At 61.0% G+C, this 17966-nt stretch carries 18 protein-coding genes; 10 read left to right on the top strand and 8 right to left on the bottom strand.

What is annotated here, in order from left to right:
• Positions 1 to 206 precede the first annotated feature (206 nt).
• The 6 genes from PseAD21_RS27605 to PseAD21_RS27630 all read left to right on the top strand — a co-directional run bounded on the left by PseAD21_RS27605 (position 207) and on the right by PseAD21_RS27630 (position 6555).
• Positions 207 to 725 (top strand): RNA polymerase sigma factor, encoded by a 519-nt coding sequence (locus tag PseAD21_RS27605; protein WP_045122847.1) that lies wholly within the window; start codon positions 207 to 209, stop codon positions 723 to 725.
• Positions 722 to 1693 (top strand): FecR domain-containing protein, encoded by a 972-nt coding sequence (locus PseAD21_RS27610; protein WP_102358901.1) that lies wholly within the window; start codon positions 722 to 724, stop codon positions 1691 to 1693. The genes PseAD21_RS27605 and PseAD21_RS27610 overlap by 4 nt, the downstream gene beginning before the upstream one ends.
• 245 nt (positions 1694 to 1938) lie before the next feature.
• Positions 1939 to 4377, top strand: coding sequence for a TonB-dependent siderophore receptor (locus PseAD21_RS27615; RefSeq protein WP_102358902.1), 2439 nt, complete (start codon positions 1939 to 1941; stop codon positions 4375 to 4377).
• A gap of 74 nt (positions 4378 to 4451) precedes the next feature.
• Positions 4452 to 5576 carry a PepSY domain-containing protein gene (locus PseAD21_RS27620; protein ID WP_102358917.1) on the top strand — a complete coding sequence of 375 codons (1125 nt, stop codon included), beginning with the start codon at positions 4452 to 4454 and terminating at the stop codon, positions 5574 to 5576.
• Positions 5573 to 5752, top strand: a complete 180-nt coding sequence (locus tag PseAD21_RS27625) for a hypothetical protein (RefSeq protein ID WP_102358903.1) — start codon at positions 5573 to 5575, stop codon at positions 5750 to 5752. Before PseAD21_RS27620 ends, PseAD21_RS27625 begins: the two co-directional genes overlap by 4 nt.
• A 173-nt stretch (positions 5753 to 5925) precedes the next feature.
• Positions 5926 to 6555 (top strand): glutathione S-transferase, encoded by a 630-nt coding sequence (locus tag PseAD21_RS27630; protein ID WP_102358904.1) that lies wholly within the window; start codon positions 5926 to 5928, stop codon positions 6553 to 6555.
• 208 nt (positions 6556 to 6763) lie between these two features.
• Here PseAD21_RS27630 and creD read toward each other — a convergent pair whose 3' ends face one another.
• The 4 genes from creD to PseAD21_RS27655 all read right to left on the bottom strand — a co-directional run bounded on the left by creD (position 6764) and on the right by PseAD21_RS27655 (position 10985).
• Positions 6764 to 8134, bottom strand: a complete 1371-nt coding sequence (gene creD / locus PseAD21_RS27640; protein ID WP_102358906.1) for a cell envelope integrity protein CreD — start codon at positions 8132 to 8134, stop codon at positions 6764 to 6766.
• A gap of 175 nt (positions 8135 to 8309) precedes the next feature.
• Positions 8310 to 9728 (bottom strand): two-component system sensor histidine kinase CreC, encoded by a 1419-nt coding sequence (gene creC / locus PseAD21_RS27645; RefSeq protein ID WP_102358907.1) that lies wholly within the window; start codon positions 9726 to 9728, stop codon positions 8310 to 8312.
• Positions 9728 to 10408, bottom strand: a complete 681-nt coding sequence (gene creB, locus PseAD21_RS27650; protein WP_102358918.1) for a two-component system response regulator CreB — start codon at positions 10406 to 10408, stop codon at positions 9728 to 9730. Before creB ends, creC begins: the two co-directional genes overlap by 1 nt.
• Positions 10409 to 10481: 73 nt before the next feature.
• Positions 10482 to 10985 carry an ATP-dependent zinc protease gene (locus PseAD21_RS27655; RefSeq protein WP_102358908.1) on the bottom strand — a complete coding sequence of 168 codons (504 nt, stop codon included), beginning with the start codon at positions 10983 to 10985 and terminating at the stop codon, positions 10482 to 10484.
• Positions 10986 to 11294: 309 nt separating this feature from the next.
• On the opposite strand from PseAD21_RS27655, the gene PseAD21_RS27660 reads away from it, so the two are divergent.
• Positions 11295 to 12182, top strand: a complete 888-nt coding sequence (locus tag PseAD21_RS27660; protein WP_102358909.1) for an acyltransferase — start codon at positions 11295 to 11297, stop codon at positions 12180 to 12182.
• A gap of 14 nt (positions 12183 to 12196) precedes the next feature.
• Here the strand turns inward: PseAD21_RS27660 and PseAD21_RS27665 are convergent, their stop codons facing one another.
• On the bottom strand, positions 12197 to 12748 hold the full coding sequence (locus PseAD21_RS27665; RefSeq protein WP_102358910.1) for a DUF2780 domain-containing protein: 552 nt from the start codon (positions 12746 to 12748) through the stop codon (positions 12197 to 12199).
• Between the two features lie 148 nt (positions 12749 to 12896).
• Here PseAD21_RS27665 and PseAD21_RS27670 point away from each other — a divergent pair, with 148 nt between their 5' ends.
• The 3 genes from PseAD21_RS27670 (at position 12897) to PseAD21_RS27680 (ending at position 14833) form a co-directional block, all read left to right on the top strand.
• On the top strand, positions 12897 to 13532 hold the full coding sequence (locus PseAD21_RS27670; protein WP_102358911.1) for a sigma-70 family RNA polymerase sigma factor: 636 nt from the start codon (positions 12897 to 12899) through the stop codon (positions 13530 to 13532).
• On the top strand, positions 13529 to 14203 hold the full coding sequence (locus PseAD21_RS27675; RefSeq protein ID WP_102358912.1) for an anti-sigma factor domain-containing protein: 675 nt from the start codon (positions 13529 to 13531) through the stop codon (positions 14201 to 14203). The genes PseAD21_RS27670 and PseAD21_RS27675 overlap by 4 nt, the downstream gene beginning before the upstream one ends.
• Positions 14204 to 14356: 153 nt before the next feature.
• Positions 14357 to 14833 carry a DUF3757 domain-containing protein gene (locus PseAD21_RS27680; protein ID WP_102358913.1) on the top strand — a complete coding sequence of 159 codons (477 nt, stop codon included), beginning with the start codon at positions 14357 to 14359 and terminating at the stop codon, positions 14831 to 14833.
• Positions 14834 to 14901: 68 nt separating this feature from the next.
• Here the strand turns inward: PseAD21_RS27680 and fdhA are convergent, their stop codons facing one another.
• From fdhA to PseAD21_RS27695, 3 genes are all read right to left on the bottom strand, one after another.
• Positions 14902 to 16101, bottom strand: a complete 1200-nt coding sequence (gene fdhA, locus PseAD21_RS27685; RefSeq protein ID WP_102358914.1) for a formaldehyde dehydrogenase, glutathione-independent — start codon at positions 16099 to 16101, stop codon at positions 14902 to 14904.
• Between the two features lie 175 nt (positions 16102 to 16276).
• Positions 16277 to 17134 carry a formyltetrahydrofolate deformylase gene (gene purU, locus PseAD21_RS27690; protein ID WP_102358915.1) on the bottom strand — a complete coding sequence of 286 codons (858 nt, stop codon included), beginning with the start codon at positions 17132 to 17134 and terminating at the stop codon, positions 16277 to 16279.
• A 139-nt stretch (positions 17135 to 17273) separates the two neighbouring features.
• Complete coding sequence (locus PseAD21_RS27695) at positions 17274 to 17906, bottom strand: sarcosine oxidase subunit gamma (protein WP_102358916.1); 633 nt, start codon at positions 17904 to 17906, stop codon at positions 17274 to 17276.
• Between the last annotated feature and the right edge of the window lie 60 nt (positions 17907 to 17966).

Here is a 17966-nt window from a genome sequence, read left to right on the forward strand (position 1 = left end):
CACCTAAAGCCGTTTAGGGGCTAGGCATGAACCATAGAATCTCCCACAGTTGATCGCATTCCCCTGTGGGAGCGGGCTTGCTCGCGAAGAACGATGATGCGGTCTTCCTGAGATCACCCGACCAGTGGCCAATTGCTAACCATTCCCACCTCTGCGAGAATCGCGAACAATTCTCGTTGGTTAACATTTCCCAATCGGTGCGTCTGGTGTCGTCAGTCCCAAGCCCTCACAGTGAACTCGTCGGTGCGTTGTATCGCGACCATCGCGGTTGGCTGCTGAGCTGGTTGCGGCGCAACGTGGCGTGCCCGCAGCGGGCCGAAGACCTGAGCCAGGACACCTTCGTGCGTCTGCTCGGTCGCGATGAACTGCTGACGCCGCGCGAACCCCGGGCGTTTCTGGTGGCGATCGCCAAAGGTCTGCTGTTCGACTACTTCCGCCGTGCCGCGCTGGAACAAGCCTATCTCGCCGAATTGATGCTGATCCCCGAAGGCGAACAGCCCTCGGTGGAAGAACAGCAACTGATCCTCGAAGACCTCAAGGCCATCGATCGTCTGCTCGGCAAACTGTCGACCAAGGCCCGCGCCGCTTTCCTTTATAACCGCCTCGACGGCCTCGGCCATGCCGAAATCGCCGAGAAGCTCGGCGTCTCGGTGCCGCGTGTGCGGCAGTACCTCGCGCAGGGGATACGCCAGTGCTACATCGCCCTGTACGGTGAGCCGACATGAGTCCGGCCAGTTCCAAACCGGTCTCGGCCCAGGTGCTGGACGCGGCGATTGCCTGGCAGTTGTCGCTGGATTCCGGCAGCCCGCTGGAGCGCGAAGAGTTCGCCAAGTGGCACGCGGCCCATGAAGAGCACGCCCGGGCCTGGCGCCAGTTGGGCATGCTCGATCAGCGTTTCAGCGTGGCCAGCGGTCCGGCCCGCAACGCCTTGCTGCAATCACGCGAAGGCATTCTGCGCCGGGTGCGCAGGCTGGGCAGTGGTCTGGCGAGCATTGTCGCGGTGGTCGGTGTCGCGCTGCTGGTCGGTGATCGTTATCTACCGCTGGATTACTGGCTCGCCGATCAACGTACTGCCACCGGCGAGCAACGCACGGTGCATCTGGCCGACGGCACCCTGCTCAACCTCAACACCCACAGTGCGGTGGATGTGCGCTTCGATGCCCGGCAGCGGCTGATCGTGTTGCAGGAAGGCGAGATCATGGTCGAGACCGGCCATGGCGATGCGCGGCCCTTCATCGTCGAAACCCGCGAAGGCAGCATGCGCGCGCTGGGCACGCGGTTTCTGGTCAAGCGCGAGGAGCAAGGCACACGCCTGAGCGTGTTGCAGTCGGCCGTCGCCGCGCATCCACAAAGCCAGCCCAAAGAACAGATCCTGCGCGAAGGCCAGCAAGTGCTGATCCGCAATGACCGCCTCGACACGATCGCTGCGCTCACGCCCGGCGCCGATGCCTGGACCCGCGGCATGCTGGTGGTGGATAACGCGCGGCTGGAAGACCTGGTGCATGAACTGGGGCGTTATCGCCGCGGGTATCTGGGCGTGGCGCCGGAAGTGGCTGACTTGCGCATCACCGGCAGCTTCCCGCTGCACGACACCGACAAGGCCTTGAGCGCCCTGCTGCCGACGCTGCCAGTGCAGATCGAGCAGCACACGCCGTATTGGGTCACGGTGGCGAAGGCTGATACCAAGCCTTAAAAATTCGTTGTCAGGGAAACAGCTATCGCGAGCAGGCTCACTCCTACAGTTGGAATGCGTTCCCCTCTAGGAGTGAGCCTGCTCGCGATAGGGCCATCCGCCGCACTCTAAAATTCCGGCGTGTCATCAGAATCGGCCGCCCCACTCCCCCGTTAATCGAAATTATTTTCATCCAGCCCTATCACTTTTCAATTCTCGTCCGGCACACAGGCAATTGAGAAATATTTCCATTCAGGAGCCTTCGCATGTCCCGTTCGCTAGACACCTTGTTGCGCCCCAGTCTGTTGGCTGCGGCCATCGCATTCGGCACACCGCTGCTCAGCAGCCCGTTGTTCGCCGCTGAGCAGGCGTCCAGTGTGCGCGCCTACAACTTGCCGGCAGCGCCACTGTCGACCACGCTGAACCAGATCGCCAGCCAGGGCGGCCTCGCGCTGTCGCTGAACCCGTCGCTGGCCGCCGGCAAGACCTCGGCACCGATCAACGGTCAGTACGACGCCGCTGGCGCTCTGCGCGCGGCGTTGCAAGGCACCGGCCTGCAACTGGAACAAAGCAGCACCGGCACCTACACCCTGGTTGCGGTGCCGGAAGGGACACTGGCGCTGCCGGAAACTGCGGTGATCGGCGTGGAAAATCTTGAAAGCGCCTGGGGCCCGGTCGAAGGCTACACCGCCACCCGCACTGCCGCCGGCAGCAAGACCGACACCGCGCTGGTCGAAGCACCGCGTTCGATCTCGGTCGCGACCCGCCAGCAAATGGACGACCGCAGCGTGCACAGCCTCGATGACGCCGTGCGCTATATGCCGGGCATCACCGCCAGCAGCTACGGCAGCGACACCCGCGCCGACTGGCTGCGCGTGCGCGGTTTCGAGCCAACTCAGTTCCTCGATGGCCTGCCGCTGCCAAAAGGCGTGTACGCCAACCCGAAACAGGAAACCTGGAACCTCGATCGCCTCGCCCTGCTGCGCGGCCCGGCCTCTTCCGTTTACGGCCAGACCCCGCCGGGCGGCCTGCTGGACATGGTCAGTCGGCGTCCGAGTGCCGAAGCCAGCAGCGAAATCCAGCTGCAGTACGGCAGCGACAACCACCGCCAGATCAACTTCGCCAGCACCGGCAAGATCGACGACGCCGGGCAGTTTCTCTACGGCATCAGCGGTGTGGTGCGTGACAGCGACACACAGATTGATCACATCGAGAACAAGCGCTACAACATCGCGCCGAGCCTGACCTGGAACATCGACGACGACACCAGGCTCACCCTGCTGAGCCAGTTCACTCGCGACGATACTGGCGTCACCAGCCAGTTCTATCCGATCCAGGGCACCAAGATCGACATGCCGTTCGGCAAGATTTCCCATCACAAGAACCTCGGCGATCCTGACTACGACTACTACGACCGCACCTACTACGCGCTCGGCTATGCCTTTGAGCATCGTCTCAACGACGTCTGGCAGTTCAAGCAGAACCTGCGTTACACCAAGTCGGACCTGTCGTTCCAGACCGTAACCGTGAACAGCTACAACACCCAGTACGCAGGCTACACGGTTGATGATCAGGGCAACGTCGGTCGCGGCACCACCAACGCCGATGAGGACATCAGCCAGTTCGCCGTGGACAACAACTTCCAGGCCGACTTCACCACCGGCGACATCCGCCATACGCTGTTGCTCGGCCTGGACCATCAGCGCAGCAACACCCACTACACCTCGATCTTCGGCACTGCGCCGGACATCAACGTCAACAACCCGATCTACGGCCAGCCGATCACCCGTCCGCCGCGCTCCAGCGCGTTTTACGATTACGACCAGAAGACCTATCAAACCGGTCTGTACGTGCAGGACCAAATGGCCCTCGATCAATGGCGCCTGACCCTGGGCGGTCGTGAAGACTGGGTACACACCAGCATGAAGTTCATCAACAAGGGCGATGCCACCAACACCCAGCGCGACAAAGCCTTCAGCGGCAACGCGGCGCTCAGCTATGTGTTCGACTCGGGCTTCGTGCCGTACCTGTCGTACGCCGAATCCTTCCAGCCAACCAGCGGTGCCGACTCCACCTCCACCGGTTCGCTCAAACCGACTGAAGGCAAACAATGGGAACTGGGTATCAAGTACCAGCCACCGGGCAGCAAAACCCTGCTCAGCGCAGCGGTGTATGACCTGACTCAGAAGAACGTCTCGGTCAACAACATCGTCAACAACGTGACCATCACCACCCAGGCCGGTGAAGTGAAAGTCAAAGGCCTGGAACTGGAAGCGGTCTCGGACGTGACCGATAACCTGAAAGTCATCGCCGCCTACACCCTGGCCAAGTCCGAAATACAAAATGGCGTGGACAAGGGCAATCGCCTGCAACTGATGCCCAACCAGCAAGCCTCGCTGTGGACCGACTACACCTGGCACTCCGGCGTACTCGACGGTTTCGGTGTTGGCGGTGGCGTGCGTTACACCGGCAACACTTATGGCGACAAGGCCAACACCTGGCTGGGTAAAGCGGACGCCTACACCGTGTTCGACGCCTCCGTGCATTACGACCTCGGCCGCCTCGACAACAGCCTGAAAGGTGCCTCGGTCGCGGTCAACGCCACCAACCTGTTCGACAAGGACTACATCTCCACCTGCGACGGCTACTACTGCTACTACGGCGACCAGCGCAGCGTCGTCGCCAGCGCCACTTACAAGTGGTAAGCGCGTGAGCTGAAACCGGTCCTGTCACCAGGCCGTCCCTCGTGGACGGCTTCGGCGTTTTTGAAGGTCATGAAATGAAAAGTAAAACCATTCGCCGCTGGTCGTTCATCCACACCTGGACCAGCCTGATCTGCACCGTGTTTTTGCTGTTGCTGGCATTGACCGGCCTGCCACTGATCTTCCATCACGAAATCGAGCACCTGCTCGGCGATGCGCCAGTGCTGCGCGAGATGCCGGCTGACACGCCGCACCTGAACCTGGCGCAACTGGTGGAGGCGGCAGAACAACATCGCCCCGGCGAAGTGGTGCAGTACTTCGGTTTCGAAGACGACGAGCCGAACGCCGTACTGACGATCATGGCAAAAACCGCCGGTACCGAGCCCAACTCCTCGCACACCTTCATGCTCGACGCGCGTAGCGGTGAAGCACTGGAAACGCCCGCGGCCAACCGCGGCCTGATGCTGTTCATCCTGCGCCTGCACGTCGACATGTTTGCCGGACTGCCGGGCAAGTTGCTGCTGGCGTTCATGGGTTTGTTATTCGTGGTCGCGATCATTTCGGGCACGGTGTTGTACCTGCCGTTCATGCGCCGCTTGCCGTTCGGCACCGTGCGCCAGGACAAATCCACTCGCCTGCGCTGGCTCGACCTGCACAACCTGATCGGCGTCGTCACGCTGACCTGGGCGCTGGTGGTCGGCGTCACCGGGGTGATCAGCGCCTGCGCCGACCTGATCATCGCCGCATGGCGCAATGATTCGCTGACCGCCATGGTCGCGCCCTATCGCGACGCGCCAGCGCTCACCCAACTGGCCCCGGCCACCCGCCTGCTGGACATCGCCCGGGACGTGGCGCCGGGGATGAACCCGGACTTCATCGCGTTTCCCGGTACGCGGTTCTCCAGCGAGCACCATTACGCGGTGTTCATGAAGGGCGGCACCCACCTGACCTCGCACCTGCTGACGCCGGTGCTGATCGACGCCAGCACCCTGCAGGTCACCGCCATGGCCGAGCGCCCGTGGTACATGGACGCCATGGGCATGTCACAGCCGCTGCACTTCGGTGACTACGGCGGCATGCCGATGAAAATCCTCTGGGCAGCCCTCGACGTGCTGACCATCGTCGTCCTCGGCAGCGGCGTGTACCTGTGGCTGGTACGGCGTAAAGCGGCGAAACCGCTGCCGGTGGAGGCTGCTGCATGAAGCCGCGTCAGTCGAATTTCTGGAAGGTGTTCAGCACACCGCTGGTGATTGCGCTGTTGAGTGCGGCGGGGTTGTTTTCGGCGTTGTTGGGGGATGGGGTGTGGGATGCGTTGAGCTGGGTCGGGCTGGGTGTCCCGGCATTTCTGGCCATAAGAGGCTTGTTGCGGCGAAGCTGAAGAACCCTGTAGGAGTGAGCCTGCTCGCGATGGCGCACTGACATTCAACATCAATGTTGACTGACCTACCGCTATCGCGAGCAGGCTCCCCCCTACAAGGGACTGCACAGGGCTTGAGCAAGGCGAGTAACGCGCTATGCTCCCCCCTCACTGTCCTGACCGAGACCCTGCCAATGTCCACCCCCAGCATGACCCTGTTTCACAACACGCTCTCCCCGTTCGTGCGCAAAGTGATGGTGCTGTTGCACGAGACCGGCCAGCAGGATCGAGTCGCCCTGCAAGACTGCGTGCTCAGCCCGGTCAGCCCGAGCGCCGAGCTCAATGTCGACAACCCGCTGGGCAAGATCCCCGCCCTGCGTCTGGCCGATGGCAACGTCATCCATGACAGCCGCGTGATCCTCGAATACCTCGACCAGCAGCACGTCGGCAATCCGCTGATCCCCCGCGAAGGCTCGGCCCGCTGGCGGCGCCTGACCCTGGCCTCGATGGCTGACGGGATCATGGACGCCTCGGTAATGGTGCGTTATGAACTGGTTTTGCGCGCGCCGCAAAAGCATTGGGACGAATGGCTCGAAGCCCAGCGCGACAAGATCCGTCGCGCCCTGGCCTATCTGGAAAGTGACGCCATCGCCGAGCTGACCAGCCATTTCGACGTGGCAGCGATCAGCGTGGCCTGTGCGCTGGGTTACATCGATCTGCGTCATCCGGACCTGGACTGGCGCACCGCCAATCCGCAACTGGCCAACTGGTATTTCGAAGTGAGCCAGCGACCGTCCATGATCGCTACCCTGCCCAAGCCTTAAGGATGCGCCGTCTGTTCCGGCCTCTTCGCGAGCAAGCCCGCTCCCACCTTGTTTTTATGTATGACAGAGAAATCTGATCCAGTACAAATCCTGTGGGAGCGGGCTTGCTCGCGAATGTACCAGCTCGGTTCCACAGGTAAATATCCAATAATCCGCGTCACCAACTCATCCTTCCAGCGCTGGTCCTCGCGCAGACCCAACGACCCGCTCATTGCATCGCCCCCACATCAAACTCCAACGGTTTGGCTGGCTTCTGCCCAATCCCGTACCAGTCCAGTTTGCGCGTCAGCACCATAAACACCCCGAGCAGGCCGAACAGCAACAACGAGCCCATCAGCAGCGCGTAATCCTCAGCGCTCAGCAGCCCATACAGCAGGGCATACAACGCCGCCAATCCGGCAGAAAAACTCAAACCGTGGCGCACGCTGTGCAGCACGTGGCACACGTAAAACCCGATCAGCAACACACAGCCACTGGCTGACAGCAGATACGCAAGGGCAAAGCCGATGTGCTCCGACAACGACAGCAGCAACAGATAGAAGAACGCCAGCGCGACACCGACCAGCGCGTATTGCACCGGGTGCACCGCCAGGCTCTTGAGCACTTCGAACAGGAAGAAACCGGCGAACGTCAGGACAATGAACAGCAGCGCATATTTGATCGCCCGATCACTCTTCAGATACTGATCCACCGGGTCGATGAAGCTCACCCCGAAGCTGCGTCCGTTGAACGCTTCACAGTCTTTGCCCATGACGCAACGGTTCATGGCTTCTTGCAGGTTGGTGGAGAAAAACGAGGTCTGCCAATCGGCGCTGAAACCCTGATCACTGATCTCGCGCTTGGCTGGCAGAAAGTTGCCGATGAAGCTGGGGTGCGGCCAGTTGGCGGCGAGGCTGACTTGGCTGGTCTTGCCCACCGGCAGCACCTGCAGCGAACCGGTGCCTTGCAGGCGCAGGTCAAAGCCGAAGGCCAGTTCTGTGGCTTTACCGGTGTCCAGCGCTGGCAGCGTGACCCGCACACCCTCGCCGAGCCATCCCACCTGGGTGCCGGGCACGAAATCCAGGCGCTGGCCGTCGAGTTCCAGCTTCAGCGCATTTTCGATGCCGCGAATATCGCTGATGCCCACCGCCAGAAACGGTGCATCGAACTGGTAATCAGAGAAGTCTTCCTTGATGCCCAACTGCGCCGGCAACGAGAAATGCCCGGTGATGCGATTGTCGGCATGGAACAGTCGCGCTTCGTAAATGCCTCGGGCGCGCAGTTCGGTTTGCACTTGTCCATCGAGCTCAAAACGCTCCGGCAAAAAATACAGGCGCCCGCGTTCTTCACCGAGCTCTTCATAGCGCTTATTGGTTTTCTCGTTGGTCTTCCAGGTGCGCACGACCTTGCGATACGGCACCACCATCACCGGCCCGCTCAACTGCTGGCTGTAGCTGGAGCTACGGGCGATGTCTTCCAGCACACCGTCGCGCAATTGCTGGCGGTCGTCGATGATGCCGTCAATCATCAGCAACGGGATCAGCAACAGCAGAATCAACAGGGCAATGGCCCCCAGCTTTATGGTCAGACTCTTGTTCATGGGACTCTCCCTGTTTGGATGGGGCAGAGTCTGGTTGGGCTTTGTGGGAGGAATATGGGGCGATTATGGAGTTTGTGTGGAGACAGTCATGGCCCCATCGCGAGCAGGCTCACTCCTACAGTTGATCGCATTCCCCTGTAGGAGTGAGCCTGCTCGCGATGGCGGCGACGCGGTTTCAAGGCAGGCGCACAGTCACTTCCACGCCGCCCTCAACGTTGCGGATATGCATGAAACCGCCATGCAACTTCACCACTTCTTCAACGAAATTCAGCCCCAGCCCAGTGCTTTTGCGTCCACTGTCCGGACGCGGCAGCGAGTAAAACCGCTCACTCAGCCGCGGCAAGGCGTACTCGGGGATTGGTGCCGCCTCATTGAATAAACGGAACTCGACTTGCTCCCCGACTCGCTCGGCACTGAAACGCAGTAACCCGGCGACCGGGGTGAAATCCAGCGCATTCTCCAGCAGATTGCCCAGCGCCTGACGCAGCAGAAACGGTTCGCCGATCAGCAACAGATCCGGTGCAATCGTCTGCTCGATCTTGAGCCGTCGACCTTCGACTCGCGCCGCCTGGGCCCGCAACAATTCATCGACCAACGCCGCCAGCGGCACCGCCACGCGCTCTTCCAGTCCCTGACGCTGCTCAACTTGCGCCAGGTTCAGCAGCCGCTCGATCAACTGCTGCATCCGCGCACTTTCACTGTCGATGTTACCGACAAAGCGCAGGCGCTGGATCGGCGGCATATCCCCCTGCAGCAACTCCGCCGCACCGCGAATCGCCGCCAGCGGACTTTTCAATTCATGGGTCAGGGTGTGCACGTAGCGCTCGACGTAGGCCTTGCCTTCCAGTTGGGTGCGCATCTGCTCCACCGCCGTGGCCAGTTGCTCCAGCTCGCCGCCACGGTAATGCGGCACTTCGACTCGACGCCCTTCACTCACTGCCTGGGCGTAGCCAGTCAAACGGTGCAGCGCTCGGCTCAACCACCAGGACAGCAATGCACCGAACAGCAATCCCAGGCCAATCAGCCCGGCGCCGTAAAACAGCAAGCGCCGCTCGGTACGATCGACGTAAGGCTGCAATGAGCTGTTGGGTTTCGCTACGGTGACCACGCCGATGATTTTGCCGTTGTCGCGGATCGGCGCACCGACGTGCATCACCGAAGAGTTCGCATCATTCGGATCGCTGCGGCTCGACCGTGCGCCGTACTCACCTCGCAAGGTCAGGTAGACGTCGTTCCAGCGCGAATAATCCTGACCAACCGCCACCCCGCTGGAATCCAGCACCACGATGCCTTTGGCGTCGGTGACGTAGATGCGGTGGTTGACCTGGTTTTTCGGCAAGCCCCAGATCGTCGCCTGCGGCTGGCGCTCGCCGTAGGCACGCAACAATTCGGGCCAGCGGTTCTCGCTGAGCGTCCCGGCCTTGAAATCATCACGCAGGATTTCCGCCATCAGGTTGGCGGTGTCAACCAGGGTTTCTTCGGTGGACTGGCGCACGCCAGGGCGGATTTCTTCCATCACCGTGTTGAGCACGAAGTAACCGGTCAGACCGATAAACAGCACATACACCAGAAAGATCCGCAGCCCCAGCGACATCAGCTGTGCCCCGGGCTGTAGCTGTAACCGAGGCCGCGATGGGTCTGGATCGGCTCGGCATCGGCACGCACCAGACGCAGTTTGGCGCGCACGCTTTTGATATGGCTGTCGATACTGCGCTCGTAACCGGCGTCCGCCGCCACGCCCAGCGCATCGAGCAACTGCTCGCGGCTGAAGACCCGCTGCGGTTGTTCGAGCAGGCACTGCAACAGACGGAATTCGTGACGGGTCAGGCTCAGTGCCTGGCCCCGGTAGGTGATCAGCACACGCTCGGGATCGATGCGAAACACGGCCGAAGCGGCTTCCACCGCAGGACGCGGCGCCATGCGCTTGAGAATCGCCCGCACCCGCGCCGCGACTTCCCGTGGGCTGAACGGCTTGACCACGTAATCGTCGGCGCCGATCTCCAGCCCCACCACCCGATCGATCTCGGCGTCCCGGGCACTGAGGAACAGCACCGGCACTTCGCTGAAGCGCCGCAGCTGTTTGCAGGTTTCGAAACCGCTGATGTCCGGCAGGCCGATGTCGAGGATGATCAGATCGGCCGGGGTTTGCCGCTGATGCTCCAGCGCCGCTGCGCCGAGGCTCAGCCACGTGGTGGTGAACCCCTCGCCCTGCAGGGCAAAAATCAGCGTATCGGCAATCGCCGCTTCATCTTCGACAATCAGGATATGAGGCATGGCATCCGAGCCCATGGGTTAAGTGCGCGAACGGTGCCCCAAGCCTGACGTTACGTCAATGAGACCACTTGGTTCAGCAATCCGGTTTGTCAGCAGTAAAACGACGAGCCGGGTTAACCGCCGCGCCGAACTCGCGCAAGGCCTTGGCACCGATCAGCAGCGGGTAGTTGAAGTTGCTGCGGTCGGTCAGGTTGACCTCCACGGTACGCTTGACGCTACCCAGGCACAGTTCCAGATCGACCACCGGGCGCTTGGCGACCTCAGTGGCGTCGCTGTCGTCCTCTTCATCTGCGCGACTCTTGATCTTGCTGATCCGCGCGACCTTGTGTTCGTAGACCTTGTTGCTGGCGTCCTTGGTGCCGAGGCGAAAGCGCACCCAGTTCTCGCCGTCGCGGGTGAAGGTCTCGATGTCCTTGGCCGACAGCGAGGCGGTAAGCGCGCCGGTGTCCATCTTGGCCTTGAACACCTCGCCGCCGATTTCCGGCAGCGCGATGTATTCATAACGCCCGTACAGGGTCGGCTCGGCGGCCATGACCGGCAGGGCGACGAGGGCAAACAGTGCAAGGAGGGATTTCACGTAGAGGGCTTCCTTGAAAAATGAGGGCGTCAGACGCGAGATTTTAGACAGCCGGCAAGCAATTGGTTCGCCTTGAGTACGCCTTCGCGAGCAAGCCCGCTCCCACAGGGGATTAGTGGTGTGCTGAAGACAGCATGTACACAGTAGATCCAATGTGGGAGCGGGCTTGCTCGCGAAGGGGCCAGACTGCCAACACAATAATTGGCTCCAGCATAGCTGCCCAAAAGTGAAACATTCGTCACCCCCGATTTGGCCTGTCGCCCGAAGCCACTTATCATGGCGCGCCTATCCGCCTTCATAGAGTTGCTTATGCGCCGCCTGCTCACCGGCTGTTTCGTCACCCTGCTGCTGTTGCTCAACACCCTGATCCTGATCGGGCCATTGATGGTCTTTGCCCTGCTCAAGCTGATCGCGCCCGGGCGCTGGCGTGATTATGCGTCGTGGGCGGTGATGTGGATCGCCGAGACCTGGGCCGAGATCGACAAGCTGATCTTTCGTCTGTGCATCCCCACCCAATGGGACATTCGCGGCGGCGAAAACCTGCGCGGTGACACCTCGTATCTGGTGGTCAGCAACCACCAGTCGTGGGTCGACATTCCGGCGCTGATCCAGACCCTCAACCGGCGCACGCCGTTCTTCAAGTTCTTCCTCAAGAAAGAGCTGATCTGGGTGCCGTTCCTCGGTCTGGCGTGGTGGGCACTGGATTACCCGTTCATGAAACGCTACAGCAAGGCGTTCCTGGCCAGGCACCCGGAGCTGGCGGGCAAGGATCTGGAAATCACCCGACAGGCCTGCGAGCTGTTCAAACGCCAGCCAGTAACGGTGGTGAATTATCTGGAAGGCACACGCTACACCGCAGCAAAAAGCGCGCAGCAGCAGTCACCGTTCAAGCACCTGCTCAAGCCCAAGGCGGGCGGTGTGGCGTTTGTTCTGGCAGCGATGGGGGAACAACTGGATGCACTGCTCGACGTGACCGTGGTTTATCCACAGCAGAAAATTCCGGGGTTCTGGGATCTGATCAGCGGCGGCGTGCCGCGCGTGATTGTCGACATCCAGACCCGCGAACTCGACCCGGCGCTGTCACAGGGCGATTACGAGAACGATCCGCTGTTTCGCGAACAGGTCCAGAGCTGGGTCAACCAACTCTGGACCGAGAAGGATCAGCGCATCACCGCACTGCGCGGCGAGCGCGGCTGATCAGCGGGGGTCGGTCAACCGCCGACGCCCCAGACACCACCGAGGGTTTTCAGCAGCGAACCGCCAACGCCCTGGTCGCCCAGGTACTTGAGGATCACCGGGGCAAACTGGCCGACCATGCTGTCGTTCATGCCCAGTGCGCCGAACGCGCTGTTCAGGTCACTGGTGTCTTTCACATTGCCCAGAGCATTTTCCAGACCCGCCGATTTGCCGGAGCTGCCCAGTACGCTGCTCAACGCGCCCAACTGACCGGCACCGCCCGAGAGCTTGTCGAGCCCCGGAACGCTCTTGGCCAGTTCCGAATAATCGCTGCCGCTGAGCTTGTTCTTCGCCAGACCAAACATCGCACTGGTGCCACCGACGGCTTGCTGCGGCGTCCCCCCTAGACCGGTGACCGCTTGCAGCAACCCTGCCGTTTCCGAGGTCGGCGCGGCGGCGGTAGCAGCGTTACCGCCCTGCATGCTCGAAGCCGCTTTGGTCACATCGTCCAGACTGAAGCCGGCGAACACCGGGCTCGCTGCAAGGGTCATCAGTGAAGCCAAGGCAATAACGCGTGAAATCTTCATTCAGACATCCTCTTGCGCTGTGGTAACCGCCCTTCAATGAGCGGCAAAACTGCCGGTTTGACAGGGTTTCGGCCGGCATGTTCCTCACCGGCGCATCCATTTTCAGGATAGCCACGTATATAAAACGTGAAACCGCGGATAGCCCGAGATGAATGGCACAAGCGCTGTCGCTGAACTAGCCTGTGAACAGCCCGAGCGCTGCCCTCGTCACCCGTCCATTGCCTGGAGAGCCGTCATTTCCATCGCCGACACCGATCAGTTGCGACACCTGTTGGCCCAGTGTTCACTGGGTGACCGTCGCGCGTTCGAAACCCTCTATCGCAGCGTCGGCCCACGCCTGCACGGCGTGGCCCTGCGCTTCATGGGCCGTGCGGATCTGGCTGAAGAAGTGTTACAGGAAGCCTTTGTGCGCATCTGGAACAACGCCTCGCGCTACGAAGCGCACTTGTCGGCGCCGCTGACCTGGATGATCAACATCACCCGCAATCAAGCCATCGACCAGTTGCGCAAACAGCGCGAACGCCCGCTGACCGATCTGGAACAGGACGCGCTGTCGGATGAAAGTCCTTCGGCCCACGAACAACTGGACAGCGCCCGCGAGGCTCATGCGTTGAACCGTTGCCTGGAAACGCTTGAAAGCATGCAGCGCCAGTCGATCACTGTGGCCTACTTTCAGGGATTGTCGTGTACGGAACTCGCCGAACACCTCGCGACGCCGCTGGGGACGGTCAAATCATGGATCCGCCGCGGCATCGAACGCCTGCGCCGGTGCCTTGAATCATGAACTACCAGACCCCCGCCCTGCGCCGCGCCCTCGCCGCCGATTACGCCATCGGCCTGATGTCTGCGCCCGCACGTCGGCGTTTTGAACAATTGCTGCTGGATGACGCGGCGCTGCGTGCCGAACTGGCGCAGTGGCAGGAAGCGCTGGTCAGCCTCACCGAATCCTTGCCGGAACATCCGGTGCCTGACCGCGTGTGGCAAGGCATCACCGCGCGCATCGAACCGCAAGTGCTGCATGTACCCGAGAAACCTCCGTTCTGGAATTGGCTACGACTCACGGCAGCAGCTTGCTCGATTGTCGTGCTGGTGTTCCTCGGTTCGCTGTACAACCGCGACGACACCCGCTACAGCGTCACCCTGCTGACCGCCGAGGCGCAACCGGCGCTGAAGGTCGAGGCGCATGCGGATTACCTGCAAGTCGAGCCGCTGACACTGGCCGCCGTCGCGCCTGATCACAGCCTGGAACTGTGGGCGATTCCGGCAGATGGCAAGCCGATCTCGCTGGGTGTGATTCCGGCGGGAGGCAAAGGCAAGGTGGAGTTGAGCGAGGCGCAGAAAGTGTTGATCGGGAAACCGATTGCGCTGGCTGTGAGCCTGGAGCCGAAGGGTGGTTCACCGACTGGGCAGCCTACGGGGCCGGTTCTATATCAAGGCGCACTGGCGGCACTCTGAGTGCCGAAATCGGCTGATACCTTGGATCATTTTCTTAGTGAATATTCGTTTCATTATTTCAAATGGGGCTATACAACTGTCAGATCTGACAGTGGTCGATAAGTACCTGACTAGCCAACATTGCTGCTCCTGTCCTGTAACGGAGTACCGACAATGAAGCTGAAAATTGCTACCGCCATTCTTGGCTTGGCTGCGATGAGCAATGTGAATGCGGAACAATGCCCGGAGGTTTCACAGATATCCCAAACCGCACTACCTGGCGGTGGATTCGAATACAAAGCCCCCTTTGCTGCTGCGAGCCAGAAGCTTGAATGGACTGGTGGAGATAAATGGACCGGAGAAAGCGATAAGGAAAAACTCGCTTTCACATCGGCGCGTATCCAGCCAGAAGTTATTGATAAGACAGACCCGAAAAAATCCAGGGTCTGGAGCGTCATTTGTCGGTATGAGGGGCAAGGTGCAGGTAATGAAGAGGCCAACGCGACCATGGTGCTCAAACCCGGAAAAGAGATCACAACCGCCGCTCCCCAGTGGGGCAAACAGCCAGAAGGCAGCGTCAGCACAGCAGCTGTGAGCAAGTTGGATTGTGAAGCGAAAGAACCTGCGAAATGTGCGTTCAAACTGAACTGAAAAGCTGCATCTGGCGCGTGAAGAAAGATTAGAAACGGCGACCCTGAGGTCGCCGTTTTGCATTGCGCTTACGCCGCACTAAACAACTTATGCGGATCGATCACAAACTTCTTCGGCACACCGGCATCGAACTCGCCGTAACCTTCCGGCGCCTGGTCGAGGCTGATCACCTGCACGCCAACCACTTCGGCGATGTTGATGCGGTCCCACATGATGGCCTGCATCAGTTGGCGGTTGTACTTCATCACCGGGGTCTGACCGGTGTGGAAGCTGTGGGATTTGGCCCAGCCCAGACCGAAGCGGATGCTCAGGCTGCCCATTTTCGCGGCGGCATCGACAGCGCCCGGGTCTTCGGTGACGTACAGGCCCGGGATACCGATCTTGCCGGCGACACGCACCACGCCCATCAGTGAGTTGAGCACGGTGGCCGGGGCTTCGGATTTGACCCCGTCATGACCGTGGCCACGGGCTTCGAAGCCCACGCAGTCCACTGCACAATCGACTTCCGGTTCGCCCAGCAGCGCGGCGATCTGTTCGTGCAGCGGTGTGTCCTTGGACAGGTCGACCACTTCAAAACCCTGGGCCTTCGCGTGAGCCAGGCGGATGGTGTTGACGTCGCCGACGATCACCACCGCAGCGCCCAGCAGGCGCGCCGAGGCCGCAGCGGCCAGACCGACCGGACCAGCGCCCGCAATGTAAACGGTGCTGCCCGGGCCAACGCCGGCAGTGACCGCGCCGTGATAACCGGTTGGCAGGATGTCGGAGAGGCACGTCAGATCGCGGATTTTCTCCATGGCCTTGTCGCGGTCCGGCAGTTTCAGCAGGTTGAAGTCAGCGTACGGCACCAGCACGTATTCGGCCTGGCCGCCGGTCCAGTCACCCATGTCGACATAACCGTAGGCACCGCCGGCACGGGCCGGGTTGACGGTCAGGCAGACGCCAGTGTGTTGCTCCTTGCAGGAACGGCAGCGCCCGCAAGCCACGTTGAACGGCACGGAGACCAGGTCGCCGATTTTCAGGTTCTCGACGTCGGAACCCTTTTCGATCACTTCGCCGGTGATTTCATGGCCCAGCACCAGACCGGTCTGTGCCGTTGTCCGGCCACGCACCATGTGCTGGTCGGAGCCACAAATGTTGGTGGACACCACACGCAGGATCACACCGTGTTCGATCTTCCTGCCACGCGGGTCCTGCATTTTCGGATAGTCGATTTTCTGTACTTCGACCTTGCCAGCGCCGAGATACACCACACCACGATTGCCAGACATGCTTTCACCTCGCTGTTGTTTTTATGAAACCGCGTTGCCCAGGCAGGCAGCGCGTTAAGTGCTCGGGTTATTGCTTGTTGGTCTTGCGTTGTCAGTTATGGCCCTATCGCGAGCAGGCTCACTCCTGCATTGGAATGCGTACCCTTGTAGGAGTGAGCCTGCTCGCGATAGCTATCTAAAGAACGACCGTGCGATTGGCGTTAAGGAACACCCTCCGCTCAATGTGATAACCCACCGCCCGCGCCAACGTCAGGCCTTCAATATCGCGCCCCTTGGCAATCAGATCCTCAGGGTAATGACTGTGATCCACCGCCTCGACGCCCTGGGCGATGATCGGCCCTTCGTCGAGGTCGTTATTGATGTAATGCGCCGTCGCGCCCACCAGTTTCACGCCCTTGTTGTAGGCCTGGTGATACGGCTTGGCGCCCTTGAACCCCGGCAGCAACGAGTGATGGATGTTGATCGCCTTGCCATCGAGCTTGCGGCACAGCTCCGGCGACAGCACCTGCATGTAGCGGGCGAGGATCACCAGTTCGGCGCCGGACTCTTCGATCACCTGCCACACCTGACGCTCCTGGGACGGTTTGTCGTTGGGGTCGAGGGGGAAGTGGTAATAGGGGATCTGGTGCCAATCGGCCAAAGGCTTGAGGTCCGGGTGATTGGACACCACTGCCGCGACGTCCATCGACAACTGGCCGATGCGCTGGCGGTAGAGCAAGTCGTTGAGGCAGTGATCGGCCTTGGAGACCATGATCACCACTTTCGGCCGGTAGTTCGGTGCGGTCAGCTCGAAGATCATGCCGAACGCCTGACCCCTCTCAGCGAGACCGGAACGGAAAGACTGCTCGTCGAAGCCGTCGGGTTGACGGAATTCCACGCGAATGAAGAAACGTCCCGAGAGCCGGTCATCGAACGAGTGGTGCTCGGTGACGTAGCAACCCTGCTCGAACAGAAAACGCGTCACCGCGTCCACCGTGCCGAGCACGCTGGGGCAGTCGGCGGTCAGAATCCATGTGTCTGGGGCGCGGCTCATATTTTTTCCTCTGATCGTTCCCACGCTCTGCGTGGGAATGCCGCCATGGACGCTCTGCGTCCGCTTTTGGGACGCGGAGCGTCCCGGGATGCGTTCCCACGCAGACGGTTCGACGCCTCGACGTGGGAACGATCATCCATCAAGCCTGAACGCTCAACCCGTATTCGGCCGATGCATCCTGCAACCACAACCACCAGTAATCCGAGAAGCTGCGGCGAATCAGCAGTTCCCAGGTGTCTTCAGCGGTATGACGAATCATCAGCTGCGACTTGGCGAACACCGTGCCGACCGCTTTGCCGACCGGGAAGTTGTTCGGGTGTACGTCGTAGCTGGTGGATTTCATCAGCACCTGACGCACGTTCGGCCCGCTCAGTTCGAGCACTTGCTGGCCGCCGCTGACGTTGACGATCGCGATGTGCAGATCGCCCAGCGCTTCGCGCAGTTTCTGCTCGGCGGCGAACTCTTCACCGCTCGGCACGATCAGCAGCCACTCGTCCGGGCCCATCCATTGCAGGCTGGTCTCGCCTTTGACGATCACGCTCAGGGCGCCGGGCAATTCGATGCCCAGAGCCTTGTGCACACCGGCGGCAAACGCCGCATCGTGGCCATCGCCACGGAGGGTCAGGTGACCGAGAAGTTTCTTTTCACGCACGGTCACGCCGGCGTTCTTGCGACCCTTGCCGACCAGGCTGGCGAGGTCGGCATGGTGCAGCGACGACTCGGCACGGGCCCCGGTGGTCGGGCGTTGTTGGTAAACATTGGCTGTGGTCATAAAGCACCTTCCTGAATTCTTGATCGTTCCCACGCTCTGCGTGGGAATGCCGCCATGGAC

This window comes from Pseudomonas sp. AD21, assembly GCF_002878485.1.
Taxonomy (GTDB): Bacteria; Pseudomonadota; Gammaproteobacteria; order Pseudomonadales; family Pseudomonadaceae; genus Aquipseudomonas.

Bases quoted from the DNA above. Each gene is read 5' to 3' on its own strand.
- PseAD21_RS27610 (WP_102358901.1), top strand. From the start codon at position 722: ATGAGTCCGGCCAGTTCCAAACCGGTCTCGGCCCAGGTGCTGGACGCG.
- PseAD21_RS27615 (WP_102358902.1), top strand. From the start codon at position 1,939: ATGTCCCGTTCGCTAGACACCTTGTTGCGCCCCAGTCTGTTGGCTGCG.
- PseAD21_RS27620 (WP_102358917.1), top strand. From the start codon at position 4,452: ATGAAAAGTAAAACCATTCGCCGCTGGTCGTTCATCCACACCTGGACC.
- PseAD21_RS27625 (WP_102358903.1), top strand. From the start codon at position 5,573: ATGAAGCCGCGTCAGTCGAATTTCTGGAAGGTGTTCAGCACACCGCTG.
- PseAD21_RS27630 (WP_102358904.1), top strand. From the start codon at position 5,926: ATGTCCACCCCCAGCATGACCCTGTTTCACAACACGCTCTCCCCGTTC.
- creD (WP_102358906.1), bottom strand. From the start codon at position 8,134: ATGAACAAGAGTCTGACCATAAAGCTGGGGGCCATTGCCCTGTTGATT.
- creC (WP_102358907.1), bottom strand. From the start codon at position 9,728: ATGTCGCTGGGGCTGCGGATCTTTCTGGTGTATGTGCTGTTTATCGGT.
- creB (WP_102358918.1), bottom strand. From the start codon at position 10,408: ATGCCTCATATCCTGATTGTCGAAGATGAAGCGGCGATTGCCGATACG.
- PseAD21_RS27660 (WP_102358909.1), top strand. From the start codon at position 11,295: ATGCGCCGCCTGCTCACCGGCTGTTTCGTCACCCTGCTGCTGTTGCTC.
- PseAD21_RS27665 (WP_102358910.1), bottom strand. From the start codon at position 12,748: ATGAAGATTTCACGCGTTATTGCCTTGGCTTCACTGATGACCCTTGCA.
- PseAD21_RS27670 (WP_102358911.1), top strand. From the start codon at position 12,897: ATGAATGGCACAAGCGCTGTCGCTGAACTAGCCTGTGAACAGCCCGAG.
- PseAD21_RS27675 (WP_102358912.1), top strand. From the start codon at position 13,529: ATGAACTACCAGACCCCCGCCCTGCGCCGCGCCCTCGCCGCCGATTAC.
- PseAD21_RS27680 (WP_102358913.1), top strand. From the start codon at position 14,357: ATGAAGCTGAAAATTGCTACCGCCATTCTTGGCTTGGCTGCGATGAGC.
- fdhA (WP_102358914.1), bottom strand. From the start codon at position 16,101: ATGTCTGGCAATCGTGGTGTGGTGTATCTCGGCGCTGGCAAGGTCGAA.
- purU (WP_102358915.1), bottom strand. From the start codon at position 17,134: ATGAGCCGCGCCCCAGACACATGGATTCTGACCGCCGACTGCCCCAGC.
- PseAD21_RS27695 (WP_102358916.1), bottom strand. From the start codon at position 17,906: ATGACCACAGCCAATGTTTACCAACAACGCCCGACCACCGGGGCCCGT.